This window comes from Paenibacillus sp. XP01, assembly GCF_057364885.1.
The window spans coordinates 5,530,001-5,548,697 of the sequence record NZ_CP139481.1; the positions used below are offsets into that span (position 1 = coordinate 5,530,001).

General features: G+C 50.5%; 22 protein-coding genes (1 of these 22 only partly in view). All 22 read right to left on the reverse strand.

The window, feature by feature from the left end:
* A protein-coding gene (locus tag SNR34_RS24915; RefSeq protein ID WP_486180437.1) for a LysM peptidoglycan-binding domain-containing protein crosses the window boundary here: on the reverse strand, positions 1-380 show its 5' end (the start). It extends 1,228 nt beyond the left edge of the window; 380 of the gene's 1,608 nt are visible here — the first part of the coding sequence; its start codon is at positions 378-380; its stop codon lies beyond the left edge, outside the window.
* A 193-nt stretch (positions 381-573) separates the two neighbouring features.
* Positions 574-1,458, reverse strand: a complete 885-nt coding sequence (ilvE, locus tag SNR34_RS24920) for a branched-chain-amino-acid transaminase (RefSeq protein ID WP_486180438.1) — start codon at positions 1,456-1,458, stop codon at positions 574-576.
* Between the two features lie 139 nt (positions 1,459-1,597).
* Entirely contained in the window at positions 1,598-2,479 is an 882-nt protein-coding gene (gene pheA / locus SNR34_RS24925; RefSeq protein WP_236414384.1) for a prephenate dehydratase, read from the reverse strand.
* Positions 2,476-3,444, reverse strand: coding sequence for a homoserine kinase (gene thrB / locus SNR34_RS24930; protein WP_236414386.1), 969 nt, complete (start codon positions 3,442-3,444; stop codon positions 2,476-2,478). The genes pheA and thrB overlap by 4 nt, the downstream gene beginning before the upstream one ends.
* A 339-nt stretch (positions 3,445-3,783) precedes the next feature.
* The gene (locus SNR34_RS24935) at positions 3,784-5,070 is read right to left on the reverse strand and encodes a homoserine dehydrogenase (RefSeq protein ID WP_486180439.1); all 1,287 of its coding nucleotides are present in this window, start codon (positions 5,068-5,070) and stop codon (positions 3,784-3,786) included.
* Between the two features lie 105 nt (positions 5,071-5,175).
* Positions 5,176-5,613, reverse strand: coding sequence for an ACT domain-containing protein (locus SNR34_RS24940; RefSeq protein WP_236414391.1), 438 nt, complete (start codon positions 5,611-5,613; stop codon positions 5,176-5,178).
* 252 nt (positions 5,614-5,865) lie between these two features.
* Positions 5,866-7,176 (reverse strand): GTPase ObgE, encoded by a 1,311-nt coding sequence (gene obgE / locus SNR34_RS24945; RefSeq protein ID WP_236414392.1) that lies wholly within the window; start codon positions 7,174-7,176, stop codon positions 5,866-5,868.
* Positions 7,177-7,188: 12 nt separating this feature from the next.
* Positions 7,189-7,926 carry a Spo0B domain-containing protein gene (locus SNR34_RS24950; protein ID WP_236414394.1) on the reverse strand — a complete coding sequence of 246 codons (738 nt, stop codon included), beginning with the start codon at positions 7,924-7,926 and terminating at the stop codon, positions 7,189-7,191.
* Positions 7,927-8,076: 150 nt separating this feature from the next.
* A complete protein-coding gene (gene rpmA / locus SNR34_RS24955; RefSeq protein WP_236414395.1) occupies positions 8,077-8,388 on the reverse strand; it encodes a 50S ribosomal protein L27 in 312 nt (103 codons plus the stop codon).
* An 18-nt stretch (positions 8,389-8,406) separates the two neighbouring features.
* Positions 8,407-8,739: a ribosomal-processing cysteine protease Prp gene (locus SNR34_RS24960; protein ID WP_236414397.1), complete on the reverse strand. Its 333-nt coding sequence runs from the start codon at positions 8,737-8,739 to the stop codon at positions 8,407-8,409.
* Positions 8,740-8,752: 13 nt separating this feature from the next.
* Positions 8,753-9,064: a 50S ribosomal protein L21 gene (rplU, locus tag SNR34_RS24965; RefSeq protein ID WP_236414399.1), complete on the reverse strand. Its 312-nt coding sequence runs from the start codon at positions 9,062-9,064 to the stop codon at positions 8,753-8,755.
* Positions 9,065-9,219: 155 nt separating this feature from the next.
* On the reverse strand, positions 9,220-10,470 hold the full coding sequence (locus SNR34_RS24970) for an Rne/Rng family ribonuclease (protein WP_236414401.1): 1,251 nt from the start codon (positions 10,468-10,470) through the stop codon (positions 9,220-9,222).
* A gap of 119 nt (positions 10,471-10,589) precedes the next feature.
* Positions 10,590-11,450, reverse strand: coding sequence for a M50 family metallopeptidase (locus SNR34_RS24975; protein ID WP_343261588.1), 861 nt, complete (start codon positions 11,448-11,450; stop codon positions 10,590-10,592).
* Positions 11,443-12,333 (reverse strand): peptidoglycan DD-metalloendopeptidase family protein, encoded by an 891-nt coding sequence (locus SNR34_RS24980; protein ID WP_343261589.1) that lies wholly within the window; start codon positions 12,331-12,333, stop codon positions 11,443-11,445. The genes SNR34_RS24975 and SNR34_RS24980 overlap by 8 nt, the downstream gene beginning before the upstream one ends.
* Before the next feature lie 321 nt (positions 12,334-12,654).
* Positions 12,655-13,449 carry a septum site-determining protein MinD gene (gene minD / locus SNR34_RS24985; protein WP_236414406.1) on the reverse strand — a complete coding sequence of 265 codons (795 nt, stop codon included), beginning with the start codon at positions 13,447-13,449 and terminating at the stop codon, positions 12,655-12,657.
* A gap of 3 nt (positions 13,450-13,452) precedes the next feature.
* Positions 13,453-14,115 carry a septum site-determining protein MinC gene (gene minC / locus SNR34_RS24990; protein WP_236414407.1) on the reverse strand — a complete coding sequence of 221 codons (663 nt, stop codon included), beginning with the start codon at positions 14,113-14,115 and terminating at the stop codon, positions 13,453-13,455.
* 73 nt (positions 14,116-14,188) lie between these two features.
* A complete protein-coding gene (locus tag SNR34_RS24995) occupies positions 14,189-14,722 on the reverse strand; it encodes a rod shape-determining protein MreD (RefSeq protein WP_236414408.1) in 534 nt (177 codons plus the stop codon).
* Complete coding sequence (gene mreC / locus SNR34_RS25000; RefSeq protein WP_236414409.1) at positions 14,722-15,597, reverse strand: rod shape-determining protein MreC; 876 nt, start codon at positions 15,595-15,597, stop codon at positions 14,722-14,724. The genes SNR34_RS24995 and mreC overlap by 1 nt, the downstream gene beginning before the upstream one ends.
* A gap of 188 nt (positions 15,598-15,785) precedes the next feature.
* The gene (locus tag SNR34_RS25005) at positions 15,786-16,814 is read right to left on the reverse strand and encodes a rod shape-determining protein (RefSeq protein WP_236414410.1); all 1,029 of its coding nucleotides are present in this window, start codon (positions 16,812-16,814) and stop codon (positions 15,786-15,788) included.
* A gap of 171 nt (positions 16,815-16,985) precedes the next feature.
* On the reverse strand, positions 16,986-17,675 hold the full coding sequence (gene radC / locus SNR34_RS25010) for a RadC family protein (RefSeq protein WP_236414411.1): 690 nt from the start codon (positions 17,673-17,675) through the stop codon (positions 16,986-16,988).
* Positions 17,676-17,724: 49 nt separating this feature from the next.
* Entirely contained in the window at positions 17,725-18,336 is a 612-nt protein-coding gene (locus tag SNR34_RS25015) for a Maf family protein (RefSeq protein WP_486180440.1), read from the reverse strand.
* 104 nt (positions 18,337-18,440) lie between these two features.
* Positions 18,441-18,683 (reverse strand): DUF4321 domain-containing protein, encoded by a 243-nt coding sequence (locus SNR34_RS25020; protein WP_339274287.1) that lies wholly within the window; start codon positions 18,681-18,683, stop codon positions 18,441-18,443.
* Positions 18,684-18,697: the final 14 nt, after the last annotated feature.

Consider the following 18,697-nt stretch of genomic DNA (forward strand, 5'->3'; position numbering starts at 1 on the left):
TCGGCTGCACTATTGGATGCATTGTTGCCAGTCGCAGCCCCTCCTTGACCTTGTACCGAAGGAATATACACCGTTTCACCGACAAGGAGTGCATTGGGATTTTTAAGCTGCGGATTTGCTTCGAGCATACTCTTCAATGGAACTCCCCAAGCTTGCGAGAGCTTCCATAACGTATCCCCCTGCTGCACCTTGTGACTATGCAGCACCCCATCCAGATTTGGCGTCACGGGCTCAGCAGGAATTTTGACCTTCATGCCAACGTCCAATTTGTCAGGATCAGCGATTTGCGGATTCGCCGCAATAATTTTTTCAAGCGACACATTATACTTTTTGGAAAGCAAATACAGGGTGTCGCCCTTTTTCACCATGTGTATTTTCACTAGAAACAAACCTCCTAGGCGATACTTGGGCTGTACAATCGCCCATATTGTTAATACATCCTATGCAGCAACCGCCCTGATGACATCAATAACGCAAAAAAAATCCTTCCCGCCCCGGAATCGGCATGCATTTGCATACCCATTCTGTCATTAGGCAAAAAGGATCTCTTACTACAAAATCAGATATTAAAACTTAAGCTTCCCACACTTTATGGCCGTCTTTGTCAACGATTTGACGGAACGCTTCAAGCAGCCTCAGTGTCACAGGGCCGGCTACACCTGCACCGATGGTTCTTCCATCCACTTCGTATGCCGCAATGACTTCAGCAGCAGTCCCCGTGAAGAACACCTCGTCCGCAACATACACGTCATGCAGCGTGAACGGAGTCTCTTTCAACTCGAATCCAAGTTCGCCGCAAAGGTCGATAATAGCTTGACGTGTAATCCCCTCCAGAGCTCCCAGATAACAAGGAGGCGTGTAAACAACACTGTTTTTCACGATAAAAATGTTGTCACTCGATCCCTCGGTCACGTACCCCTGGGAGTTCAACATAATCGCTTCGTCAACACCCGCATAATTGGATTGGATTTTAACCAATACGTTGTTCAGGTAGTTCAGGGATTTGATTTTCGGATTCAGCGCGTCCGGGATATTGCGTCGTTGTGATACGGACACGGCCTTTAACCCCGTCAAATAAGCTTCCTCCGGATAAATTGCGAGCTGCTCCACGATGATAATCACGGAAGCTTTCGGACAACGCGTCGGATCCAACCCCAAATTACCTGCTCCACGCGATACAATCAAACGGATATATCCATTGCGCATCTCGTTGCGGCGCACGGTTTCAGCCACAGCATCAAGCATTTCGTCATACGACAACGGAATGTTCAACGCAATGGATTTGGCGGAATCGTACAAACGGTCCAAATGGGCCTTGCATCTGAAAATATTGCCATTGTAAATGCGGATTCCTTCAAAAATGCCATCCCCGTATAAAAAACCGTGATCGTACACGGATATGGTTGCATTCTCCTTGGTTACAAATTGACCGTCCAAATAAATCCACTGCTCTGACATAATCATTGCACCTCCGTTATATTTCAAAATCACTGCTCCGAATACTCCGTCCAACTCCTCTATTGTACAACAAAAAGCAGTCAGGACGTGAATTTTCACCCATACGCATGACAACCTTCAACAAATCTCAACCCGGCCCTCAGGTCGTCTTCAACGAAGGATAGGTATAACAAGGGTAGCTTCCAAGAACACGCACCTGGCAATTCAAAGCCTCGATTTCGGCCATGGCCGCCGTTAATAGCACGGAGTCTACCGTCTCTTCTACATCAATGTAAAAGTAGTAACTCCCCAGCCTTTTTTTCGTCGGACGCGATTCCAGCCTGGTAAGGTTCAACTTCCGCCATGCAAATGCCGATAACACCTGATGCAGCGCCCCTGGAGCATCCTCCGGAAGCGTGACGAGCAAACTTGTCTTGACATGGTCCGGTTCCCGCGGAATTTGCACCGGCTCATGGCCGATGAGCACAAAGCGAGTATAGTTGTTGTCATGGTCCGTAACCCGTTCCGCCATGATGTCCAGGCCGTGTTTCTTCGCCGCAAGCTTTGTGCCGATGGCCGCCCAGCCTTTGCCCGGATTTTTTTTGACCAATTCCACCGCTTCGGCCGTACTGTTCACCCCTTCAAGATCTGCTTCAGGGGAATAAGTACGGATGAAGTTTTGGCATTGCGGAATCGCAACGGGGTGTGACATGATTTTGGTGATTTTGCCGAAATCATACCCTCCGTCGCCTGTTGCAAATTCAGACCCGTGCCCGATCACGTTTTGTATGGAAGGATAGACCCATTCTGCTTGCATGGGGATATCGACTTCATTGACTAACCAATCCATGTGGAGGCTGACCGAGCCTTCGATCGTATTTTCGATAGGGATCACGCTATATTGGGTCTTTCCGTTGTCTGTTGCGCGGAACACATCGGAAATCAATTTGGAATGGTACAATTCCAGCGGTTCTCCATTAAACAGAAATTCAATAGCCTCGTGGGAAACCGATCCTTCAGGTAACACGGCGATTCTTTTCATGCGTTGATTTCTCCTCTGACGATGTCCAGAAAAGGACTGTTTTCTTGATCTGAAAGCACGGTCACCCCGTCCAGGTCAGGATCAAGCCACAACGCGGAAGCAGCAATGCCCTCGCGCTTCATTGTATCCAACAAATATTGCTCCAAACCGGTCTTGCGAGGATCATGTCGGTCCACCAACGTCAGTACCGTCGGTCCGGCTCCGCTCAACGCAGCGCCCAAAGCCCCGTGATCCGCAGCATGCTCCAAAATCTCAGCCATGCCCGGCACAAGCGATGCCCTGTAAGGCTGATGCACCCGATCCTTCATTGCTGCGTGGATCATGTCCAGACGTCCGCCGGCCAAAGCGGCAACAAGCAGCGAAGATCGGCTCACATTGTACACCAGATCCCCTTTGCTGAATTGATCAGGAACTACATCACGGGCTTTCGAGGTGGACAACTGGAAATCGGGCACAACGACAAGTGCCTGCAGATCCTGATGAGGCTCGATTCGGATATGTTCTACCCGCGTTCCGTCCCAAGCTGCAACAACAACCCCTCCATACAGGGAGGCTCCAACATTATCGGGATGTTTCTCCAACGACGTCGCCATATCAAACAATTTAGCGTCCGTCAGGGGGGACCCAATCAAAGCGTTCGCCGCAGCAAGCGCGCCAACGATGGCGGAAGCGCTGCTGCCTAACCCGCGGGTAAGCGGAATGTCCGAGAACATGGAGACTTCCAGCTCCGGAACAGGCACCCCGGCTTCGCGGAACACCATTTGGGCAACCTCATAGATCAAATTGGTCTTGTCGGATGGCAAACCGTTCAGATTATCCCCATGCAAATGGAAAACGGTCTTATCCGCCGGCTTCATTTCCAGCCATGCATATAATGACAATGCCATGCCTAGAGTATCAAACCCGGGACCCAGATTGGCCGTGCTTGCAGGCACCTTTACAACAACTTTTTGATTCATGCTCATTCGGTTTGCATCTCCAATCGTTCGATTGCCGCCATTACGGCTTTCTCGCTATCTTTAACAACCAACGGTTCGGATGCCACCGTCCGGATCGCAACGTTGGGATCTTGCAGCCATGATGGATCAGGACGCCTCTACCGCGGACTCTCCGCCTTTAAAATGCCTTTTCGAGCTTCAGCTCGTATACTCACGATGCCCAAAAGGTTGAAGCGCGCTCAGCAAATATGCTTTAACGCACAGCAAGGTCCGATACGCTTTCAAAATCGTATATCCATTCCGTTGTCCACTGATCCATCAGGCTCTACATCGGCAGCAACCGCCGTTCCTCGTGATTCGCGCGCGTTAACCTTCTACGCGATATACGCTCTTGATTCGGCGTATAACACTCAAGGATTCAAAATGCTTAAGCACCTTATCCATGCTTGCCTTGCTTGCATTATGCGTCACGATAATGATCTCTGCATCCGGATTGTGCTCATTCGGCTGTTGAACAACCGAAGCAAGGCTAACGTTGTATTCAGCAAAGACTTGCGTAATCTGTGCCAACACACCTGCTTTGTCATCCACATGCAGCAGAATAAAGTTTTTGGATACGATCTGTTCGTCGCTTTGCAAACGTTTCTGCTTATAGGGAACGATAGCTTTAAGGCCGTTGACACCCAGCTTCAAGTTTTTGATCACAGCCACAAGGTCAGCCACAACGGAAGTTGCCGTTGGCAATTCGCCTGCGCCCGCCCCGTAAAACATCGTTTCACCCACGGCTTCGCCATGGACATAAACCGCATTGAATACGCCGTTGACCGAGGCAATCGGATGATTCTGTCTGACCATCGTCGGCTGTACGCTAATGCTGATCTCGTCGCCCTCGCGGTCGGCAATGCCGAGCAGTTTCATTTCATAGCCCAAACGTTTGGCGTAAATGATGTCTTCACGGGTCACCGACGAAATGCCTTTTACGGCGACATCCTTGAGCTCCACGTTTGTCCGAAATCCAAGCGTTGCCAAGATGGCCATTTTGCGTGCGGCATCCAGTCCTTCGACATCTGACGTAGGATCGGATTCAGCGTATCCCAACGCTTGCGCCTCGGCCAACACTTCCTCATAAGAAGCGCCTTCCTGGCTCATTTTGCTCAAAATATAGTTCGTCGTTCCGTTCACGATCCCCATGATGCGGGTAATCCGATCGGAAGAAAAGCCTTCGATCAGCGTGCGGATAATCGGGATTCCTCCGGCCACGCTCGCTTCATAGAACACGTCGCACTGCTTCTCCTGTGCCTTTGCCAAAATTTCCGATCCATGCAGAGCCATCAGGTCTTTATTGGCCGTAACGATATGTTTGCCTCTCTCCAAAGCTTCCAGAATATACTCTTTCGTCCGATCGATCCCCCCCATCACTTCTACGATCACATCGATATCCGGGTGGCGGATGACATCCCAGGGATTTTCCGTCAGCTTGGCACGGTCAATAGGAATGACACGGTCCTTTTCCGTATTTTTCACCGCGATTTTCTCAATGACAATCGGTGATCCCACTTGGCTGCTGAGATCCTCCTGATTGCCTTCCACAATACGAACAACCCCTGTCCCTACTGTTCCGAGACCCAATAGTCCCACTTTTACCGGTTTCACGAACGATCTCCCCCTAATGTCTGTTGATGGTTGCCAACCACCTGCGATGAATCCGTTGCCTTCGAATCTAGTTTTGCATGTTGCCCCGTGCAGTCCGTAATACAATCAACCTTGGCCTACAATCCGCGTACGACGAACACCAGGCAGTTCCTGCATCCGTTCCAGCATCTCCCCGATTTCGCCATGCAGATGCGACGTTTCGACTGAAATCACCACGTTGGCCCTTCCCTGGAGGGGGATACTCTGGTTAATGGTAAGCACATTGGCTCCATAGCCGGCCACATGCCCCAATACTTTGGACAGGATGCCCGACTGATGCTCCAGATCAATGGATATGGTCACGATTCTCTCGCGCTCGAGTTGGTTGATCAAATGAATTCCATCTTTGTATTTATAAAACGCACTACGGCTCAATCCTACCTGTTCCACGGCCTCATGCACCGTTTTGACATCCCCTGAAGCGAGCAGTTCCTTCACTTGCATCGTCTTCACGACTGCCTCGGGCAAAATGTCTTCTCGTACTAAGTAATAGCGTTCATTCATGAACGTCCTCTCCTCAAAGACTCATGTTTTTATTTAGTGGACATTATATCGGATATGTGAAAAAAGGGCAATACATAACACGCACATTTTCAAAACGACCGTCTCCCCGTATGCACGTTGGCCCAAAGTATGTAATGTACTAAAAATGACTATGTTCATTCAATACACGCCCAAGAACATAAAAAACGCAGGCAGCGGGAACATCCCGCCACGCTGCGTTTTTTTACATCTTTCTTCCGGCAAAGACAGCTTTTAATAATAACTGCTGCTTTCCACGAATTCGAACTCGAAATCGCCAATGCGCACAATGGTGCCTTCTTCGGCCCCGCGCTTGCGCAGTTCGTCGTCTACGCCCATATGGCGCAGCGTTCGTGCAAGCTTGAGGATCGCTTCATGCGAATTCAATTGCATGCGCTTCATCATGCGATCAATCTTGGCGCTATGCACAACGAAGATATCGTTTTCCCGCACGATGCGGAACCCTTCGTCTTCTTTTTTGTCCAAGCTGTATACCTTGCGTTCGGATACCTCGGCCACTTCGTCCACCGTGACTTCTTCCGGCACTTGATCCAGCAGATCGGCGGCACGGTAAAGCAACTCTGAAATGCCCTTCCGCGTGAGGGAAGATATCGCCATAACTTCAATATCCGGTTGGACCTCGCGAACCTGTTTCAGGAATTGTTCCAGATTTTCTTCCGAATCAGGCATATCCATTTTGTTTGCCGCGACGATCTGCGGTCTTTCCGCAAGCAGCGGGTTGTACTGTTTCAATTCTTCGTTGATCTTCTGCCAATCTTCAAACGGATCGCGTCCTTCGGAACCGGACATGTCCACCACATGAATGATGATGCGGGTACGCTCGACATGGCGTAAAAACTCATGCCCCAGCCCGATGCCCTCATGCGCTCCTTCAATGAGTCCAGGCAAATCGGCCATCACGAAGCTGCGGCCCTCATCCACGGCTACAACGCCCAGATTTGGCGTGATGGTTGTGAAATGATATGCCCCGATTTTCGGCTTCGCCGCCGAGACGACGGACAACAACGTCGATTTGCCCACGCTCGGGAAACCGACCAGGCCAACATCCGCCATCACTTTCAGTTCCAGCACAATATAGCGCTCTTCGCCTTCCTCGCCATTTTCCGCAAGTTCGGGCGCAGGGTTGTTCGGCGTAGCGAAGCGAATGTTGCCGCGTCCTCCCCGTCCACCTTTAGCCACGATAACTTGCTGACCATGACGTGTAAGGTCCGCAAGCACTTCTCCGGTATCTTCATCCATTACGATTGTACCTGGTGGTATGCGCACGACCATATTTTCCGCATTGGCTCCATGCTGGCTTTTGTTGCGGCCCTTTTCTCCGCGTTTCGCTTTGAAATGGCGCTGGTAACGGAAGTCCATCAGGGTACGAAGCCCTTCATCCACGCGGAAGATCACATCGCCGCCCTTTCCCCCGTCACCGCCTGCAGGTCCTCCTTCAGGTACGTACTTTTCCCGGCGGAAGGAAACAATCCCGTCTCCACCGTCTCCGCCTTTGACATATATCTTCGCTTTATCTACAAACATGGCTACCCCTTCCTATACCTCACACGACATTCTGAATTGGATAAACGTATCTTCAGACGGAAGTTGCTCCGTTCTGACTTTCTTTCCTTTGAGTACGGCATCAAGCTGTTTTATCGTTTCCGGGTCGGGCGTCTGATCCCCGTCCAGCCGCACAACGACATCCCCGTGATCCTGTCCAAAGCTCAAGGTCAGTTTGCGAACCTCTCCCCAAGACGACCGGCCGCCGCCATACTGATAGGCACGGATGGCATCCGCAATTGCGCATGTTAGTGACTCGCCATCCTCGGGAGAGACCAGAGCACCAAGCTGCAGGTTTTCCTCCACTTCCACGTGCAAATCGAGCGCAGCCCCGCTCGCGCGGAAGGATTGAAGGTAAAATACGAGTGAAGGAATGCCCAGTTTGGAAATCCGGCTTTCCTCCTGAACCCGTTCTTTTATTCTTTCCACACATTGCAATGATTTATCAAGCTTGCCCATTCGAAGGTATCCATACAATACCTGAAGGTCGTTCATCCAATCATGCCGGTGATGATTCAGCGACGATATCGCTCTTTCTTCCAACGATTGTATAATGGCTCTGCGCTCCGCATCCGCCTGCTTTCTCATCGCAGCTAGCGAAACCAGCAGCACAACGACGGACCACAATGCATATGCAACGATCGATACGGCCGCCGGATACAGCATGATGAAAACCAAAGGAATCAGAAGTGAACATGCCGCAATCCACGGCACTCTTTTCCAAGATTTCATGGCTTCTCCCCGTTCTACCAAACTCGGTTGGTTTATCCCACCGTTACCAAGTATATCATGTCTGATCTGCCAGTTCATTACCGAATGCACATCCACGCAAAAAAGCCTCCGGCAAAAATGCCGAAGGCTTTCTGGCGAAGAATGCCGATATTACGCCTCTACTGCAGCTGCTACTGGAGCAACATCTACAGGATAGACGCTAACTTTTTTGCGGTCACGGCCCCAACGTTCGAATTTAACAACGCCGTCCACTTTGGCGAACAAAGTGTCGTCTTTGCCGATTCCCACGTTAGTTCCTGGGTGGATCTTGGTTCCGCGTTGACGAACCAGGATGCTTCCACCAGTCACGGCTTGACCGTCAGCACGTTTAGCGCCAAGGCGTTTGGAGCGGCTGTCGCGTCCGTTCTTCGTGGAACCCACACCTTTTTTCGATGCGAACAACTGAAGATTTAATTTCAACATGATGGTTGACCTCCTTCTTTAATTATTGAACTGCTCTATTTTAATATACTTCCCGTATGACTCTGCAATACTAGTGAGCATAATCACCATGGATTCGAGCAATAATTGCACCTGAGACCCGTCTTCATCCTTATTCAACGTTGGCATGGAGGCGCTCAGAAAACCGTTTTTCATCTTGGAATTCATTTCGACACCCGTCAACGCTTCAATGGAATTGACCGTACCTACCGTAACGGCAGAAACTCCGGCACAAACGATATCTTCTCCCCGCTTGGCATAATTGGCATGCCCTTGGATCGAAAATTTCTCTATACTGCCTTCACCATTGCGAAAGATTTGAACGATAATCAATTATCGCACCTTCTTACGCGTTGATTTTCTCAATGATTACTTTAGTGTACGGTTGACGGTGACCTTGCTTCACATGGTAGTTCTTTTTCGGTTTGTATTTGTATACAACAACCTTTTGACCTTTACCATGCTTCTCCACCTTAGCTGTTACAGTTGCTCCGGATACAACTGGAGTTCCTGCAGTCAGACCTTGCTCGCTGGATACAGCCAGGACACGATCGAACGTTACGCTTTCGCCGTCGTTCGCAGCCAATTTCTCGATGAACAGAACATCGCCCTCTTGAACTTTGTACTGTTTGCCGCCTGTTTCAATAATTGCGTACATTTGCCTTGCACCTCCTCATGTCTCAGACTCGCCCGATCTCGGGTGTCAGCCACCTCGCGGGGCTGTTCTTGTACCCGGCCAGTGCGGTTACAGCATGTGCAAGACCTACCGGCTCAACACATACCTGAACATTATAGCACTACTCACGGCAAAAATCAATGCAACGGCGAAATATATCTTTTCCCCGTTCCATGACAGGAAGAGCATGCCTCCACGTAAGGGAGCGTGCTTTCCTCACGCACCTTTTTGCGGGTCATTTCAAGCAGGCCAAGCTTGGTCCAACCTATCACGAATGCTTTCGTTCTGTCTTTTTTGAGCTGGGCCTCCAGCGTGGCCGCCACTTCCTGCCGATTCGCCTCTTCCTCCATATCGATGAAGTCCACGATAATCATGCCGCCAATGTCACGAAGCCGCATTAAGCGGGCAATTTCTACTGCAGCCTGCATGTTGGTTTCAGTGACGGTGTCTTCCAGTCGGTCTCCGCCAGCACCGGTATATTTGCCGGTATTTACATCCACCACAGTTAGTGCTTCCGTGTGGTCGATCACGATATATCCTCCGCCCGGCAGCCAAACTTTGCGCGCAAAATCAAGCTTCAGCTGCTCCTGCACGCCGTATGCCGCAAAAATCGGATCTTGCCCTCTGTAAACCTGCACTTTAGGCCGATGTCCCGGTCCGATTTCTTCCAGCAGGGCGGCGATCGCATCGGCATTCGGCTGGCTGTCGGTAATGACCTCATCGCTTCCAGGCGTGTACACATCCCGGATAATGCGCTGCACCAGCCCAATATCACGATGCAGAAGTTTCGGAGAAGGCATCCCCTCGGCCTTTCGGAGAATATTTAGCCATTGTTGGCGCAGAACTTCAAGGTCTGCCTGGATGGCCTCCTGATGCTTCTCGGCAGATACGGTACGAATAATCAACCCTTCTTCGCCGTTCCGAAGTTGTTCACCGAGTGCCTTGAGTCGGGAGCGGTCCCCTTCGCGGGCAATCTTTTTGGATACGGCCACATAATCTGCCATGGGCATGTACACTAACCAGCGTCCCGGCAAAGAATAATGCGTCGTCACCCTCGCTCCTTTTCCGCCCACCGGCTCTTTCAGTACCTGAACAATAATATCCTGTCCAGGTTTGACCAACTCCGAGATGGAGGGCTTCACCTTGGGCTGTTTCTCCAGGTGTGGATGAAGCAGGTCATCCACGTACAGAAATGCGTTTTTTTTCTGCCCGATATCGACGAAAGCAGCCTGCATTCCCGGCAATACATTCACGATCCGTCCCTTGAAAAAGGAGCCGAGCAGTCCCCGGTCATTGGTATGCTCTGCCGCGAATTCTACAACCCTTCCTTCTTCCAGTAGCGCCATTTGCACGAGGTTGTGTTCATTATGTATGATCATTTGTTTCATGGCTGCACCTCAAGAAGAGCATTCAATTCTTCCACATCCGTTTCTGTATGTTAGCAATGCATGCACGCATGCATACATGAACCGTATAACCTTGATTTCGGCCGGTTAACCAGCGAAAACTATTTTTTTTCGGTATTTTGCTTGAAATAAGAACCGATAAGCCGCTGTTCCGGCAGAACGGCCATAATGCGGCCCTCTTTGTTCATGACGTATATCATATGATATCTTTCTCTCTTTAATAGACGCAAAATGGTATCCAAAGGTTTCGCCGGAAATGAGATTATCGGCTGCACAAGACTGCCAGCGGTCGCATGACGAACAAACACTTCTTCCCTATTCATCAGAAAGCGGATAAATCGATAGGGAACATTCCTAAAATCGGTTACATTCGAATACAGCAGGAACACCCCGATCAGCAGCAGGTTTAAAGGCAATCCGTCTCCTGCAGCCAGCCAACGGCTAATTGCATATCCACTAATGCCCAGGCTGCACAAGATGCCTATACGATACGTCCACATCAATGTGCTGTAATAAGGAGCAAACAGGCTGACAAGCGCCTGCACGATTTTGCCGCCATCCAGCGGCATTACGGGTAGAAGGTTGAACAAAGCGATGAGCATGTTTCCCTGGATGATGTACCGGATAAATTCAGGATCGCCCACACCCAACTGCAGTATTAGCAGTGCAGCTCCTACCATCAGCATATTCTGCATTGGACCGGCGAGCGCGATCAGAATTTCCTTTCCCGCCGTAAGATTCCCCCGATCCTCGATGACAGCCACGCCCCCGAACGGAAGCATCTGAATCGAAAGGACTCGGCAGCCCAGCAGGCCCGCTGCAGCCGCATGCCCGCATTCATGAATGAATACGATGGCGAACAAGGTCACCAGCTCGATAAAATGCCCTGTCAGCACGGAAGCCAGCATAATGATGACAAAGAACGGATGCATCGTGATGCGCACGCCCCAAAACCTAATCAAGGGCAACCACTTCTGCCGGATCTACATATTGGTCGCCTTCCTTAATGGCAAAATACAACGATGCAGGCTGTTCGCCCCGGCTTGCGGGCAAGCTTCCTACGACGCCTCCGGCTTCCAACCAGTCATTTACCGCTACATCGCTCTCTCCGAGTCGTCCGTAAATGGCCGTGAGGCCACCCGTATGCTGAACAACAACCGTAATGCCGCTCTCCGGGTCCCCCAGCACCTGCAGAACCCTGCCTGCATCCGAGCTGACCACCCGCACGGAATCTTCTCCGGCCAGATCAGGAACGATCTCAATCCCTTTCATGCTCATCGCAAAAGGCTGCACAACGGTTCCGGATATCGGCTTGCCCAGCAGCGAATGCACTCCCTCCCCGCCGTTGACAGCATCCGCGGCATGCCCGAATACCGGCAAAAATGAGGGGTGTCCCCCAAAGTGCTTCTCATACCAAGCCGTTGCAGCCTCAAAATCCATCTCCCGATGCAATGCATCGGCTACTGCCGTTTTGGGAGATACCGTCCAGGAAGCATTCCATTGAAACATTCCCCAGACTGCTCCAAACAGCACTGCACTGACAAGCGTTCGCTTCATCAATGATTTAAAAAAATGGAAGCGGACGTGTCCATTCGGTCCGTACCGCCCATTCTCCTGCTTCCATAACAGCTCAGGATCGCGCTCCCGTTCCTGCATCGACGATGCAAGGTCTCCAGGCTTGTCCTGTATATCATCAGACATCGACGGTATGCGCCGCTGATTGGCTTTGTCTTCCTTATGAACGAATCCCGGCCGCTCCTCCTGCATGATCTCCTTCGCAGCTCCGTCCAGCAGCCGCCTGATCCGCTCTTCCCTTCTCTGCTTCACCCTCAGTTTGGTATCCATGGAATGTCCTCCCGCCAAGGCTTGTTCAGGATGCCGCGATTCTGCGTTAACCGCCATTCGCATCCTGTGATTTCGCCAGAAAACCTCCGTCATATGACAGACGGCTTGTCTGCTTGCGATGATCAATTCACAAACGCATTTCTTTGGTACATTCTATGAAGGGTCTGTCCATAATATGAGCAGGCATGTTCGGAGGAAAAGCAAATTCGGGACACAACAATAACGGCGTAAATAAAGAAAGAAGAGAAGCCGAAAAAGCCGCGCTTACCGCCACGGCTGTTCGTCTGAGGGAATCATGAATCGGCAAGCTAAATCTGTCGCTTAACCCATACCGAAAAACTTTTTAAAGCGTGAGAATGCTCCCTTTTTTTGATCCATCTGCATCAAGGGAACGGTATCTCCGAGAATACGACGCGCAATATTGCGATAGGCAATCGCTGCATTCGAATCCGGGTTCATGACCGTCGGTTCGCCGGAATTGGCGGACTTGATCACCAGCTCGTCATCGGGCACGATCCCGATTAGATCAATGTTAAGCACCTGCAAAATACCATCGATATCCAGCATATCCCCCGACTTGACCATATTGTTGCGTATACGGTTCACCACAAGCTTCGGTGATTGTACATGGGAACTTTCGAGCAATCCGATGACCCGGTCTGCATCGCGAACGGCAGCATTCTCGGGCGTCGTAACAACGATAGCCTGGTCTGCGCCGGCAACCGCATTTTTGAATCCCTGTTCAATCCCGGCCGGGCAATCAATAATAACGTACTCAAAATCTTTTTTCAGTTCAAGGATGATATCCTTCACCTGTTCAGGCGATACGGAATTTTTATCTCTCGTTTGTGCTGCAGGCAGCATGTATAATTGTTCGAAGCGTTTATCTTTAACCAGAGCCTGATTCAGCCGGCAGCGGCCGTCGGCAACGTCACACAAATCGTAAATGATCCGGTTTTCGAGTCCCATTACGACATCCAGATTGCGAAGGCCGATATCCGTATCGACCAGACAAACCTTTTTCCCGAGCAGCGCCAGCGCCGTTCCGATGTTTGCCGAGGTCGTCGTTTTGCCAACGCCACCTTTACCCGAAGTGATCACGATCGCCTCTCCCATGAGCTACACTCCTTTAAACACATTAAAATCACGGCGTAACCGAACGATATTGCTCATTTTGTCGATCTGCATCTGATTGTCCTGCAAATAAGCAAATTCCATCCCGGCTTCGCGGCTCTCCCATTCATCGGGAGGACGGCTGATGATGTCAGCGATCCGCAACTGCGTCGGCGCAAAAAACGAGGCCGCAATAATGGATTCCTCATCCCCGCCGATCCCCGCGTGAGCCATGCCCCGAAGAGAACCCATTATGTATATATCACCGGTACACGTAACCGTTCCTCCCGGATTGATATCTCCCAAAAACAGCAGATTTCCTTCATGGTGCAGCACTTGGCCCGAACGAACCATGCCGCACATCGTTACGATTGGCGGCGGTCCTATCACCTCTGGTTTTAGGTCGGGCGAGTCGATGGAACGAATGAGCAGGTTGCCCTTTTGACTCAAAATATTCAGTATTGATTCTTTCTGGTCCTGGGTAACCTCACGTTTGCCCAATTTGACGTCGACATGAACGATGGGACCCGTCAGAATATTTTGATGGCTATGTTCCAGCTTATAGCGGAGCTCAACGAGCAGATCCTCGAATTCACATTGATCGTCCAGCAAGAAAACCAGGCCGTCTCGGATGCCTTTTATCGTCACGTGATTCGATTTGACCGTCATAAGCCTGTCCCTCCCATCTCATTACATTTCGTGCCCGACGCCTCAAGTTCCTGCTTCCCTATCCAGAAATGGTTTAAGAAGCTTCCTTTGGTTTGCTGCGCTTCTTCGCAATCTTCTCCAGCTGCTTGCGAAGCGGCACGTAAATGATCAAAGCAAACACAAAATGAACAAACAAATTCGGAATCATGTACTCGATCAGCGCCCAATCAAACGTAACATGATTCAGACGAAAAAGCTTGTACAGGAAAAACAGCATCGTATCGTTAAGAAGGCTTCCCAAAAAAACGACCGTAACCATTACCGGAAGCGGTGCGCGCGGTGCCTGGAAAATGAGGCCCATCATATAGGCGGACAATCCCATGGAGAATCCGTAAGGGCCGATCATCTCGCCATAGAATACGACATCGTGCAGCAAGCCGAATAATATCCCGAGCACCAGCGCCGTATGACGGTGGTAATAGACAGCGAAGAAAAGGATAACGATATACACAAGATTAGCCGAAATCCGCATCTGCCAGGCAGAGGGAATCAGAAGCGGCAGCACGGTTCCTTCCAAAATGAAGAGAATGAACAACAACAGAAACAGAACCTGTTTGCGAGCGCCCACTATTTTTTCACCTCTGGAGGGACAACCACCATCAGCTCTTTCCAATCCAGAAAGCTGGCATAAGGCTCAATCATTGCAGTCCGCGTCAGTCCATACTCCCCGACTTCAATGCTTTTCACTTTACCGATACGCATGTATTTCGGGAAGTTGTTGATAATCCCGGACGAAATGATTTCATCGCCTTCTTTAATTTTGGATTCTTCCGATATTTTGGTCATCTTGAACATGCCTGTTTTGGGATCATAACTTTCGATCATGCCGAATACGTTGTCTTCCTTGCCCACGGCCGTAGCGGCGATGGCATTGGAGTTGGGATCGTTGGCATCCAGGGAAGTCAACAGATTGACGGTCGACGTGTATGCACTAACATGACTAATTACACCAACGAGACCTTCTTGTGAGGTCACAGCCATTCCCGGTTTGATGTTTGCATTTTCTCCGATGTCGATATTGATCGTCCTGCTGTTTGGATCGGCATTGGCACTGATGACCTGTGCGATTCGATAATCGTAGTTATAACGGTTTCTTTGTTCTTCCGTGAAATGAAAAAGTTCTTTGTATCTTGCGTTAACCTGCTCCATCTCATTGTATTTCAATCGATCCCGCGTATAGTGACCCATGGCAATACGAAGCCGTTCATTCTCTTCATAAACGGAACTCATGTTCGCTATATCCTTAAAAAAGCCCGCTACATAGGAAGCGGGCTTGTAAAATACGTATTGTACGAAACCGACGGAATCCTTCAGGAATTTTTCCGGCCAGGATAACGCCGTCCGCGGACCGAGCGTAAAGCCCATTAACGCGATAAATGTAACAAGGCCCACCAGCAAAACAAAAAGTCTTTTGTTGCCCAGCAGCTTAAACAGTTCGAACACCCTCTAACATCCATTATTCTCTTCCGAGCCTGGCCCGGCGGGGAGACTGTCAGGTCTATAGTCCCTTTGAGAATATTCGCCATCTCCCCGAATACGCGGGTTTAGCTCTCCCGGCCATCCGCCGGGATTATTTTCGCTGTTTATACATATTCCGGTTCACAGGGAACCAGAATGTGCTTATCTTTCAATTAACGTTTGGAGCGAACTGCCGAGCTGCTTCTGCTTTTGAACAAATGGATGTTTTCCAACGCTTTACCGGTACCGATCGCTACGCAATCCAGCGGATTCTCCGCGACAATGACTGGCATACCGGTCTCGCCCGCCAGCAGCTTGTCCAGGTTGCGAAGCAATGCGCCGCCGCCAGTCAGTACGATCCCGCGGTCCATGATGTCGGCCGCCAGTTCCGGCGGGCATTTTTCAAGCGTCACTTTAACCGCTTCAACGATGGCGTTCACCGTATCCGCCAAAGCTTCGCTGATTTCATCGGAAGTGATGGTGATCGTTTTAGGCAGGCCTGTAACGAGGTCCCGGCCGCGAATTTCCATCGTTTCCACGGACTCGAGCGGCATCGCGGAACCGATCTCCATTTTCAACTGTTCGGACGTACGCTCACCGATCATCAGATTGTACTGGCGTTTGATGTACTGAATGATGGACTCATCCATTTCATCGCCCGCAACGCGAACGGAACGGCTGGTTACGATTCCTCCGAGGGAAATAACGGCCACTTCAGTCGTACCGCCGCCGATATCCACAACCATGCTTCCGGTCGGCTCCCATACCGGCAGATCGGCACCGATTGCGGCTGCAAACGGCTCCTCGATCGTGTAAGCTTCGCGTGCGCCGGCTTGCTTCGTTGCATCTTCAACCGCGCGTTGCTCCACCGCAGTGATCCCGGATGGTACGCACACCATCACGTTTGGATGACGCTGGAACATGGAACGCTGCTTCTGTGCCTGACGGATAAAATATTTGATCATCGTTGCCGTCGTGTCGAAATCGGCAATAACGCCATCCTTCATGGGACGAATGGCACGAATGTTGCCAGGTGTCCGGCCGATCATTTTTTTCGCCGATTCACCCACGGCCTCAATGCTTTTGGTATCCGTGCGAAGAGCAACAACCGAAGGTTCACGCACCGCAATCCCTTTCCCACGAACATAAACCAACGTATTTGCTGTCCCCAAATCAATCCCTAAATCCTTACTTCCAAACATGACGTAATCTCCTTTTCTGCCTTATATAGCCGTCCTGAATTTTCAGAACATTTTCATTTTTTTAGAATGCTTTTTGATTTCACATGCCATTTTTCATCATCGTTTTCATTTCCCGGCAATCTGCAGGGAGATTAGTATTGATCAAAAATTAGTTCAACGCCACCCATTATATTATACCAAGCCCTTCTCCTTCAAACTTACATAGGTTCCATCGCCAATAACTAGGTGATCCAGCACATCTATGCCAACAATCGTGCCGGCTTCGATCAATCGCTTCGTGATTTGGATATCCTCTGGGCTCGGTGTAGGATCACCGCTTGGATGGTTGTGAGCGCACACAATCGATGCGCTGCTGCATTTGATGGCAGCACGGAACACTTCGCGCGGGTGGACAATGGAAGCGTTCAGGCTGCCCATGGAGAGTGTTTCCTGGGCAATAATGTGGTTTTTGCTGTTCAAAAAGAGACAAACAAAATGTTCTTTTTGCAGATAACGCAACTGCTCGACCAAAATATCAGCCGCATCGCGCGGAGTGCGAATCGAAGGAGACTGTGCCAGTTTGCTCTTGGCAATCCGGTGGCCCAGCTCGATGCCCGCCTTCAACTGCACGGCTTTGGCTTTGCCGATGCCCTTCATTGCCGTCAGTTCCTCAAGCGTCAAGTCCATTAGCGAGCGGATCCCGCCCGTCTCTGCGAGAATTCGCTGCGCCATGTGAACGGCGGATTCTTTTCTTGTACCGGTTCGAAGCAGAATGGCCAGCAGTTCGGCATGGCTCAAGGCGCCCGCCCCATATTCCATCATGCGTTCTCTCGGGCGTTCTTCATGGGGGATGTCGCGCATCATATACTGCGGCGACTCCATATACTCCCTCTTTTCACGTCATCCATTCGAATTATTCATGGGCCGGGGCTCATTCACGCGGCAATACATGTACCCCGAATCCGTCCAGCATATCGCTGAGCAAGGATAAAGGCAGACCTACGACATTGAAATAACATCCTTCGATGCGATCAACCAGAGAAGCACCAATGCCTTGTATGGCGTACGATCCTGCCTTGTCCATAGGTTCTCCCGTACGTACATAAGCACGGATCGTGGCTTCAGACAATGCTTTCATCGTTACATCCGTTTGCCGATAATGAACCGAAGACTGACCGCTAATGGCATCGATACAAGCTACGCCTGTAAACACGCGGTGGGTTCGTCCTTGCAGCCTCGCAAGCATGTTCTCCGCATCCTTCTCATCTGCCGGCTTGCCCAAAATATCTCCATCCAGAACAACGATCGTGTCGCTCCCAACGATGACGGCATCCCGCTGCTGGCCTTCGATGCTGCGAAAGACGGCAAGCGCTTTGCGCATCGCAAGCTCCTGCACCGTTTGTTCAGGAGTCCATGAAGGGGGCGTATCTTCGTCAGCACGGCTTGGGATTACTTCAAAATCCAACATCAGTCCGGCCAGCAGTTCTTTGCGACGTGGCGATGTAGACGCCAAAATAATGCGGCGTTGTCCTGTTTTATCCAATATCAACGGCTCCTCACATTCCAGTGGTGTCCTCGTCCTTGCATACACTTCTTGCGGTTCTGCAGCGTTCGTTGTTGTTCAATTCATCATAATTCGTCATTCTCCTACAATCTGCGGTATAGCCATACAGCGGCGATGATGCCGATCAGACTGAGGAGGCTCATTTGAAATTGAAGTGAAATGTCATAACTGAAAATGTCAAGATCAGCCTGTGGCGACCAGCGAATGGTCGTGGCTTTGGTTAAAAAAGCTACAGCCTTGACCGGCTGCAGTGCCTTGGCGATCCATGCTCCGGCCAACCAGCCGAGCAGCAGGAAAAGTAATAACATGCCGAAGTTTTTTTTCATCCGTTATCGTCCCT

What these genes read in the sequence shown, in the direction of transcription:
- ilvE (WP_486180438.1), bottom strand. Translation starts at nt 1,458, where the DNA reads ATGTCAGAGCAGTGGATTTATTTGGACGGTCAATTTGTAACCAAGGAG.
- pheA (WP_236414384.1), bottom strand. Translation starts at nt 2,479, where the DNA reads ATGAAAAGAATCGCCGTGTTACCTGAAGGATCGGTTTCCCACGAGGCT.
- thrB (WP_236414386.1), bottom strand. Translation starts at nt 3,444, where the DNA reads ATGAGCATGAATCAAAAAGTTGTTGTAAAGGTGCCTGCAAGCACGGCC.
- SNR34_RS24940 (WP_236414391.1), bottom strand. Translation starts at nt 5,613, where the DNA reads ATGAATGAACGCTATTACTTAGTACGAGAAGACATTTTGCCCGAGGCA.
- obgE (WP_236414392.1), bottom strand. Translation starts at nt 7,176, where the DNA reads ATGTTTGTAGATAAAGCGAAGATATATGTCAAAGGCGGAGACGGTGGA.
- SNR34_RS24950 (WP_236414394.1), bottom strand. Translation starts at nt 7,926, where the DNA reads ATGAAATCTTGGAAAAGAGTGCCGTGGATTGCGGCATGTTCACTTCTG.
- rpmA (WP_236414395.1), bottom strand. Translation starts at nt 8,388, where the DNA reads ATGTTGAAATTAAATCTTCAGTTGTTCGCATCGAAAAAAGGTGTGGGT.
- rplU (WP_236414399.1), bottom strand. Translation starts at nt 9,064, where the DNA reads ATGTACGCAATTATTGAAACAGGCGGCAAACAGTACAAAGTTCAAGAG.
- SNR34_RS24970 (WP_236414401.1), bottom strand. Translation starts at nt 10,470, where the DNA reads ATGAAACAAATGATCATACATAATGAACACAACCTCGTGCAAATGGCG.
- SNR34_RS24980 (WP_343261589.1), bottom strand. Translation starts at nt 12,333, where the DNA reads ATGGATACCAAACTGAGGGTGAAGCAGAGAAGGGAAGAGCGGATCAGG.
- minD (WP_236414406.1), bottom strand. Translation starts at nt 13,449, where the DNA reads ATGGGAGAGGCGATCGTGATCACTTCGGGTAAAGGTGGCGTTGGCAAA.
- minC (WP_236414407.1), bottom strand. Translation starts at nt 14,115, where the DNA reads ATGACGGTCAAATCGAATCACGTGACGATAAAAGGCATCCGAGACGGC.
- SNR34_RS25005 (WP_236414410.1), bottom strand. Translation starts at nt 16,814, where the DNA reads ATGTTTGGAAGTAAGGATTTAGGGATTGATTTGGGGACAGCAAATACG.
- radC (WP_236414411.1), bottom strand. Translation starts at nt 17,675, where the DNA reads ATGGAGTCGCCGCAGTATATGATGCGCGACATCCCCCATGAAGAACGC.
- SNR34_RS25020 (WP_339274287.1), bottom strand. Translation starts at nt 18,683, where the DNA reads ATGAAAAAAAACTTCGGCATGTTATTACTTTTCCTGCTGCTCGGCTGG.